The sequence below is a fragment of the Caloranaerobacter longqiensis genome, assembly GCF_050286925.1.
GTDB lineage: Bacteria > Bacillota > Clostridia > Tissierellales > Thermohalobacteraceae > Caloranaerobacter.
Window position 1 is genome coordinate 1 of sequence record NZ_JBFWFX010000032.1, and the last position, 8,846, is coordinate 8,846.

Annotated in this window: 8 protein-coding genes; 2 read left to right on the forward strand and 6 right to left on the reverse strand. The window is 25.1% G+C overall.

Annotation, left to right across the window (positions count from 1 at the left end; genetic code table 11):
• Positions 1-398: 398 nt before the first annotated feature.
• Together AB4Y15_RS13330 and AB4Y15_RS13335 are read right to left on the reverse strand one after the other, a co-directional pair.
• Positions 399-701, reverse strand: coding sequence for a hypothetical protein (locus tag AB4Y15_RS13330; RefSeq protein ID WP_427340837.1), 303 nt, complete (start codon positions 699-701; stop codon positions 399-401).
• A 5-nt stretch (positions 702-706) separates the two neighbouring features.
• The gene (locus AB4Y15_RS13335; RefSeq protein ID WP_427340838.1) at positions 707-1,933 is read right to left on the reverse strand and encodes a type I restriction enzyme HsdR N-terminal domain-containing protein; all 1,227 of its coding nucleotides are present in this window, start codon (positions 1,931-1,933) and stop codon (positions 707-709) included.
• Between the two features lie 734 nt (positions 1,934-2,667).
• On the opposite strand from AB4Y15_RS13335, the gene AB4Y15_RS13340 reads away from it, so the two are divergent.
• Both AB4Y15_RS13340 and AB4Y15_RS13345 read left to right on the forward strand, forming a co-directional pair.
• Positions 2,668-3,441, forward strand: a complete 774-nt coding sequence (locus AB4Y15_RS13340; RefSeq protein WP_427340839.1) for a tyrosine-type recombinase/integrase — start codon at positions 2,668-2,670, stop codon at positions 3,439-3,441.
• Positions 3,438-3,566: a hypothetical protein gene (locus tag AB4Y15_RS13345; protein WP_427340840.1), complete on the forward strand. Its 129-nt coding sequence runs from the start codon at positions 3,438-3,440 to the stop codon at positions 3,564-3,566. Before AB4Y15_RS13340 ends, AB4Y15_RS13345 begins: the two co-directional genes overlap by 4 nt.
• An 85-nt stretch (positions 3,567-3,651) precedes the next feature.
• Here the strand turns inward: AB4Y15_RS13345 and AB4Y15_RS13350 are convergent, their stop codons facing one another.
• From AB4Y15_RS13350 to AB4Y15_RS13365, 4 genes are all read right to left on the reverse strand, one after another.
• Positions 3,652-4,368, reverse strand: a complete 717-nt coding sequence (locus AB4Y15_RS13350; protein WP_427340841.1) for a hypothetical protein — start codon at positions 4,366-4,368, stop codon at positions 3,652-3,654.
• Positions 4,369-4,456: 88 nt separating this feature from the next.
• Positions 4,457-5,062 carry a hypothetical protein gene (locus tag AB4Y15_RS13355; RefSeq protein ID WP_427340842.1) on the reverse strand — a complete coding sequence of 202 codons (606 nt, stop codon included), beginning with the start codon at positions 5,060-5,062 and terminating at the stop codon, positions 4,457-4,459.
• A 387-nt stretch (positions 5,063-5,449) separates the two neighbouring features.
• Entirely contained in the window at positions 5,450-5,680 is a 231-nt protein-coding gene (locus AB4Y15_RS13360; protein WP_427340843.1) for a P-loop NTPase fold protein, read from the reverse strand.
• A 358-nt stretch (positions 5,681-6,038) separates the two neighbouring features.
• A complete protein-coding gene (locus tag AB4Y15_RS13365) occupies positions 6,039-8,297 on the reverse strand; it encodes a Piwi domain-containing protein (protein WP_427340844.1) in 2,259 nt (752 codons plus the stop codon).
• Positions 8,298-8,846 lie beyond the last annotated feature (549 nt).

Below are 8,846 nucleotides of genomic sequence, written 5' to 3' on the forward strand. Positions count from 1 at the left end.
ATATATTGATATTGCTGGTTTTAAACCTATGTCCGCTTAACTTCTAAAAATGTCCGCTTAAAACTTGATTTAATAAACTTTTTATAATAAAATTTTATTAAATAAAAATGACTTGTAATGTGCATAATTTCAGCTTTTAAAGGCAATCGTTACTACTCATTACTAAAGTAACGATTGCTGCTTTACTTGCCAACATCTGAATAAAAAATCTCTATCTTACAGTTTGTTTTTGCAAAAGAATGTGTCCCTTGATTTTTTATTTACATCCCAGCAAAAACCTATATATCCCTGTAAATCTCACCATTTCCCAGATTAACTTTTTCTATCTCTCCCCTACGGGGTTTTTGCAAAAGAATTTGTCCCTTAACACTTTTCTATCTTGTCAGAAAGTTTAAATCTTAATTCAATATCTTTGCAAGAATTATACTCCAATTTAGTAAAATATTTTTTAATACTAATTCAGTTTCTCTACCATCCATAGTTTTAGTATGATTATTAATATACTTTTCTGCTATCATATTTTTATATCCTATAAATTTACTCGGAGCAAAGTCATCTACTTCTTCAATATAATACCATTGCCTAAAATTACTTAATAAATTTATAATTTCATCTATGTTCTTTTTAAGTGCATCATTAAAAGTTACAGCATTCTTGACAATTTGTTGGTAATTATCTATTATTTCAATTCTATCATCCAAATTAATCACCCTTTCCTTTTTTTCATATATCTTCTAAATTCATCTCTAATTAGTGCATATTTTATCAATCTTACCAAAAAATCAATTGTGTTCTCCTGTTCAAAATTAATTTCTTTACTATTATCAAGACTTCCAAGATATATTTTGTCATCAATCACTAGTTCTGGATACTTATTCTTTACATATTCAATCACTTCTTTATTTTTAGCCGAACCAATATTACCAATAGTCAATCTTCCATCATGCCAAATAGTATAATCTTTTTCACTAGTCTTTGTACAATATTTATCAATATTTAAATGAAGTGAAATATGACTCATATTATAAGCATCAACTGCAACAGTTAATGATGTTGTACCTTTTCTGTTGCCAAATACAGGATCATTTTCGCACTTCATCGTGCCAAAAACACCAATACTTATTATTTGATTATTCTTTTTATCATCTTCTATAATAAAATAGCGATAAAGACCAGACCAATTTCCTCCCGCTGCATTCCCAAAAGTTGTATATCTTAATCCTCCATCTTTTAATATCTTTATCTTATTATCCTTGATGATTTTTACATTCAACTTCTCATTCGTATTTATAAATAAACCATTCAAATTAATAATAAATTTATATAATTCTTTTGGAGTATCTTCTCCAATAAGCCCCAATTCAAGATACGCATCAATTATTTCTGGATCAGTTATTTCTGAAAACTTAGGTCTTTTTAATTCAACTTTTTCGCAATCATATACTAAATTCTTTTTATTTATTAAATCCCTATAATTAGGAAACTCTTTTAAGTAAAAATAATCTTTTTTATCATAATTATAACTCTGAATGACTAGTTCATTACCATTTGTAACCATTATCGTATCCGCTAAAATTATTTCATCATACTTCATAACTTGACTTAAAACTTTATCTGTTAACGGTACATCTGGAGCCTTGCATTCAACTATCATAACCGGTACAAAATAATTTTTATCATCTCTACCATAAACAATAATATCTGCTCTACCCCTTGCTCTATTTTTAAAATACTTCATAGGTATCTCTACTCCGATCATATCTTCAGGTACATCCATCTCATTTATCAAAAACTTAATAATCTTTTGTCTCACAATTTCTTCTGGTGTGGCTATAATTAATTTTTTCCTTATTGGATCAAATACACAAGAATTGTTTAATCGTTTGTAATCAATTGGTATTTTATATTTTTCAAGATTTATCCTTTTATACATATAGTGAATCCACCTCTTTTATCTCCAATAAATGAAATAGATTTTATATTAAATTCCCTAAACTAATTCTTTAAATAAAATAGCATCCAGTTATTAATCTATCTTTTTCCATAATAAACTTAATTTCCATTTTATTATTGCTACCCTAACTTGTTATTTACTTAAACAACTTAATCGTTATTATAATAGTTATATTTGACATTCTTATTCTTTTTCCTTTTTTTACCTAATCAAAAATTTTTTAAAATATTGCTTTTGCCAAAACATCTATTTATACAAAAGTAATCATTTAGTAAATATATTAATTTCATATTAAAACTTCCAAAAATAAAAGCCATCCTATAGCCTTTTTTTACACTCTTTTGCTATTACTTTCTATATATCATCATTCATATCAATCATTTGCTTGATCTTGTATAAAAAATTTCAAAAATCTCCTTAACTTAGATAAATTATATAGTATTTTTTTATCAATTTTCCTTTTAAACATAACTTTTCAACATAACTACAATTCTTTTTCCAATTTCATGTTTTATTAAAAATTCACTTCATGTCGAAAGTAGCGATTTGCTTATTGTTGAATTTTTACATTGTAAATTAACGCAAAAAAATTAGAAACAAAACTTTTTAGCCCTCAATTTTAATAATTTTTATATACAAAAACTAAATTTTACTTGAAAATAAATTTCTAAAATCTATATACTTCTAAAAAATATTTTGGAGGTACGTTAAAGATGAAAAAAAGGGATTTATATATGAATAAGGATTGTTATTATTTAAATGAGTTTAAAGCATATTTAGAAAATCTAGATAAAACAGAATTAACTATAAATACTTATATAGATAACATTATTAGTTTCATAGAATGGTTCAATGATTCAAATTCAGACCCATTTGATCCAGAAATTGCTACAACAATAGACATACGAGATTTTAAATCGTACCTAATCAATGTAAAAAACGCAAAAGCAAGTACAGTAAATTTAAAAATTATGAGTCTTAAAAACTATTTTTCTTTCCTCTATTCTTATAATTATATAAAAGAATATGTATCTAAAAATCTAAAGAAGATTAAAATCCAAAGCCCTAAACAGCCTAAATGGATAGATGAAAAAACATTTCGTAAACTAAGAAGGGAAATTTACAGGAATGGTTATAAGCATCATATTTTGATAATTGAACTATTAAGACATGCTCTTAGAGTTAGTGAAGTAATTTCTTTAAAAATTGATAATATAGTACTTCGTGAAAGAAGTTCTTATATATTAATTTATGGTAAACATGGCAAGTATAGAAAAGTTCCAATAAACCCAGATTGCAAAAATGCTATACAAGAATATTTAAGAATAAGGTGTAAGATTAAAACTGATTACGATAACCTTCTGTTATCTGAAAGAAAAAAACCTTATAGTAGATCAGGTATTTGGAAAATTATGGATAAATATAGCAAAAGATTAGGTATTCATATTTCTCCTCATCAACTAAGACACTATGCTATTAAAAAATGATTGATGAAGGAGTTCCTCTAACTGTTATTGCAGACTTGGTTGGTCATTCAGGAACTCAATTGATTTCTCAAGTTTACGCAGTTCCATCTGATGAAGATAAAGAAAAGGCTGTAGAAAAGTTATAATTATAAAAGGAATATCCTTTAAAAGATATTCCTTTTATAATTATTTATACTATGTATAAATAAGATTTTTGTCTTATATTATTAATCAATTTGCTTTTTCATAATTATTAATTATTTCTGTCATTACAAATCCACAATAAAGCCATCCCATTTTATCAAATAGTTTTTCTTCATAATTATTATCTAGTTTTTTATATATTTTATCTATTTTTTCAATCAATTCCTCACTTAATTTTGTCATCGTTGAGATATGCCTTATTGTAACAATTAGCGATCTAAAATAATTATATATACTGTAGTGTAATTCCCCATTCTCTTTAAATAAATAATTTTCCATTTCTATAATTTTATCTTCTAATTCTGCTAATGTTTCATTCCCACTTAATGTCTTATACTTATAATTAATATTAACTTTACTTTCGTCAATAAATCTTCTTATTTTTCTAATATTCTCCAGATTATTAATAAAAATATCTATCTTCTTTTTTAAATATTGTAAATCTATATAACTTTTATTATTTGCAATTCCTTCTATATTATCCAAACACTTTTCAACCCAAAATTTAAGTTCTTCTACATCACTTGCTTTATTCGTATTTCCCTTTATATTTAATATTTTAATGGCTAAATCATTTATATCTTTTAATCTGTTAAATTTTTCAATACTTGCTTTTATACTTTCATAAGTATAATCATTTTCTTTCAACTTACTAAGGCTTAATATCAAAGCAATAATATCTTTATTTTGATATTTAAGATGAAATTCAAGATTATCAATTACTTTTTTATTTACTCTTTTCATGTCTTCTGTTTCATAGACCATTCCTTTTGTTTCTAATAAATATGCTATTTTTTCTAATAGTAAAGTATTATTATTTAACAGTTCTAATCTAATAATTTTTCCATTTAATAAAGTTAATAATTTCGTAAATTTTTAACTCACCTTCTTCTTCTAATTCAAATATATATCCAATTACTCTTTTGAATCTTTCTTCTATGATTGACTCTCCATCTTGCCATCTATAAGACATAATAGCATGTAGTAACAACTCAATATGTTTAATATAATCATTCTCAAATTTTATTTTATCCGTTGAATCTATGATTTTGATGTATTTTTTGTCAGTTGTTTCAATCTCACCTGCAATTTCTTCATCCATAGAATTATTAATAAAATTATTATTAATAAACTTTGTAATCATATCTCTTTTAATTCTATCTTCTTCATTTATTAATATCTTATTTTTATCATAAACATCTTCTAATATTTTTTCAACTAACAATGAATCTAATTCTTCTCTTTCTATAGCATTTTCATTAACACTATTCAAATAATTACTAATATCTTCTCTATCTAAAATTAAATCATATTCTTCTTCAAAAAAAACTTTAATTAAACACATATAAAAAATAATTTTATTTAAATTAATTATCTCAAAATATTTATTTAAATATTTATTTTCATCATTAATGTACTTATCATCTAAGTATATCAAAACATCTTCAATTTCTCTAAATAATCTTTTTATTCTTCTTGGATTTTTAGTTGCATTATTAAAAACATCAATTCTTTTTTTCAGTAACTCAAGTTGTTCTGTTTTATTGTCAATATATTTTTGAATTTTCTCTATATTAAAATTAGAATCTTTTCTTTTTTATCAATTATCTCATTATTTTTGTCTTGAATATCTTTTTCTATTTTCTTAACTAAATTATCAAATTTAACTTTTATTTTTTCAAAATAATCTATTATATGCTTTTTGAATATCCCTATCTGTTGTTTTATTAAATCTTGTTTAAATTCATATTCAAAATTGAAATCATTTTTAATATAATAATTTAATATTTCATTTGTACTAATTTTTTTAAGGTCAAATCTCTTATTAATAAATTTTTCTAAATAATCTATAAGTTATTTTTTTGTTTTTAATTCTTTTATAGTCCATTAAAAATATTACCAAAACCCCCTTAAAATTGGCTATTTCCTTAATAAAAGTTAATATTGAATAAACTACATCTTCATCTACTCTATCAAAGTCATCAATTAACACTAATATCTCTGATACATTATTTATTGTTAATAATCTTTGAATATCTGCTTCGAATTTCCTCAAACTTAATATTAATAGATCTATGCCATAATAAGTAATAATCCCCTCTTAGAATTAAAAACGCCCTCATATATAATGTGGCTCATATCCCTTTCTATTTCTCTTTCAGATGATTTTGTATAGCCCATCTTAATCTAGTTTATACTCCATTTTAGTAATTTTTTATATGCTTAACCTGCTCTATGTTCTAAAGATTTACAGAAAAGAAACTTTTATCGCATTGATAAAAGTTTCTTAATAAAGTCTATTGTTGCACTACATATTATGGTACACTATAAAAGTGATAATAAGTTTTTATATATAAATCATAATAAGTAAAAAATAATTTTAAAAACTGTTGTTTTACATATATTAAATCTGTTTATAAGAAAAACAATTTATTATCTACACAACCACTAGGAATTGTATCAATATTTTTAGAAACCTTATCTGCATATCCTGTTGTTATAGGTAATCTAGTACTCTTTGTAGAACCTATATGTAGTTCGGATAAATAATATACCTGCTTGACAATTTCATGTAAATCTGTACTCCCATAAACTCTTTCAATTTGTAAAGGCATAGGAGAACCAAACCCAATTTTTGTTTTTGAATCTCCTTTTAATGGTCTAATTTCAGAAGAAATCAGATAAGCAACTTGTCCATTGGTTATATAAGTTCCGGGCTTTGGATTATAGATAAAATCTTTATCTATTTCTCCAAATTTTATTGCCCCATGTTTTCTAATCTCAACAATATCAAACTCAATGTTATGTTCTCTAAAGTAGTTCTTATACCAATCTAAACTTTCTCTTGCAAATCCATCTCTATGTATCATGATCTTCTTAGGATAACTATTATGTTTTTCATAATATGAAAGTAAAACTTTATCAAAAATTTCTTGTAATATATCTGTTACAATAATTTCTCCAGTTTGTGGTATCTTAGGTCTATAATAATTGATTAATGTACCATCTCTATCAAAAACAATTGAACAAGATGGATATCTTATACCTTTAGTTGGGTTCCCTACATCAAGTCCTACATAGCAATCAACTGGTGATTGTGGATTATCAATAACCCAAGGAATTCCTCCAACTTTACCCAATATACCTAAAGAGATATTATGAATATAGTATAAGCCCTTATATTTATATATATTTTCTATGTTATCAAAGTCATTTATGACTTTTACACTGTCTAATGTCATCATCTGCGATGGCAATTGTAACTCTGCTAATACTCGTTTAAATGGAGAATAAGGATTATCTGGATCATCACTGCTGTCAGGTATAACTGCTAATATTATATCTAAGTCTCCTTTATTTTTTAAATCATTTGCGATTCTTTTATATTCTGTAATACTCCCTAATGGGTAAGAACACCACACGTTACGATTGAATCGCAGATTAATCAAGCCCTTGGATGCTACTGTATATTCTTTTCCTGCATTATTCTTTATCTTTCCGATGGTATTAAAATCCCAAATTCTCCGTATAGCAGTCTTAACATCGTTTTCTGTTCCCTCAGGAAACATTATTCCTACTTTCACTTCTTTATCTACTGTTTTATAATAGCCTTTATTAAAAACCTGTACTTTCTTTTGAAGTTTTGTTTTCCCTTTTAAAACTGGAGCATCAATGTATATGCACTTAAATCCGAGACAGTCTAACTGATTACATGTGTTAAAGTCAAAATACCCATTTTCTAATTCTTTTATTATTCCAATATCATTCAGAAACTGTTTTATTACTTTAAATCTGTAATTCATTTCCATTTTAAATATACTATCTACCTTTACAGAAAAATCTGGATCAACTTTCTTTACATATTCTCTATCAACAATCGGCTGTAGTGAATGAGGTATAAAATCCAGTATTTTTTTTCCCATCTTTACTCTTACAACTTTAGCCTTTTTATCTTTTTCGGTAAAATTTTTCACTCTATATTCCTGATTATTATTTAAGAAGTATTCTATAAGTGATTGTCCCATACAAGTTTCAAGTTTGTCATTAATATTTTTATCTAAAATCTCTACAATCTCACCACTACTGTTTATATTAGACCAATTATACTTTACTCGTAAGCCTATAATATTTTCTCCACTTTCCATCATCTCATAGATATTTTTCTTGTGATTAAAAATTGATTTTACATTACATCCTAAAAAAACTTGTCCATCATTTGAAATATAAGGATTTATTTCAAAACATCTCTTAACCTCTATACCCTTAGAACTTCTATATTGTACATATTTTCCATTTCTATCTAGAATATTATCATTAAGTATCTGTTTATTGTACTTTACTTTATATCCTTTTTTCTTTAGATAACAGTTGATTATATATACCAAATAATCACTGTAAATTGAACTATTTGTATCAATGGAAAGTTTTTTGAAACCTCTAGGCTCAATAAAACAGTAATCCAATTCTGGAATTTCTAATTTCTCTAAAGAATACAATTTATTTTCTTTTGAAAATACAGGTTTAAATCTATTCTGTGAAGTCAAAGCATATCTCGCTTTGCCTACTATTTTATATACATTAGAAATATCGCCTTTCCCTAAAACCTCATATTCAAAAAAATTCATAGGCTTTATTTTCTTAGTAAATTTAAATTTTTCAACTGCAATATTCAAATGGCTACCCCCTTTTTATATTTATCATCTGATCATTTTCTAAATCTAATTTGCTCAATAAAACTCTACAATTTTGTTACTAATGTTTCTTCAATCTAATTATATGAAATATTACAATATTTAACAAATATTTCAGTGATAATTGAAAGAATTTCAGAGTAAATTCCCTATTTTCTAATTTGATATTAGTTTTTAAAGTTCCTCTGCTATCTCATCTTTCACTAATCCTATATTATTTCTTACAATGTACTTATAAGACACACCCTTAATTTTAAAACACATTAACTACTCTCTACAAAAAGTAATTTCTAATAGACTTGTATATCTGTTATTTATTACTATACATTAATTTTATATATAAAAAACAAATAAAGATTCTTCAGTAAATACAGTAAATAAGCGTTGTTTATATTAATCGAAAATTCCCCCACCTCAAGGAAAAGTGTTATTATTTTAATTCCAGTAGAATTTACATGGAGAAGCAGGTATGGTAGCCTATTGAAGTTGGCTAAGCCTTTTGTTTACTAGTTTGCCGGCAAGGCATATATA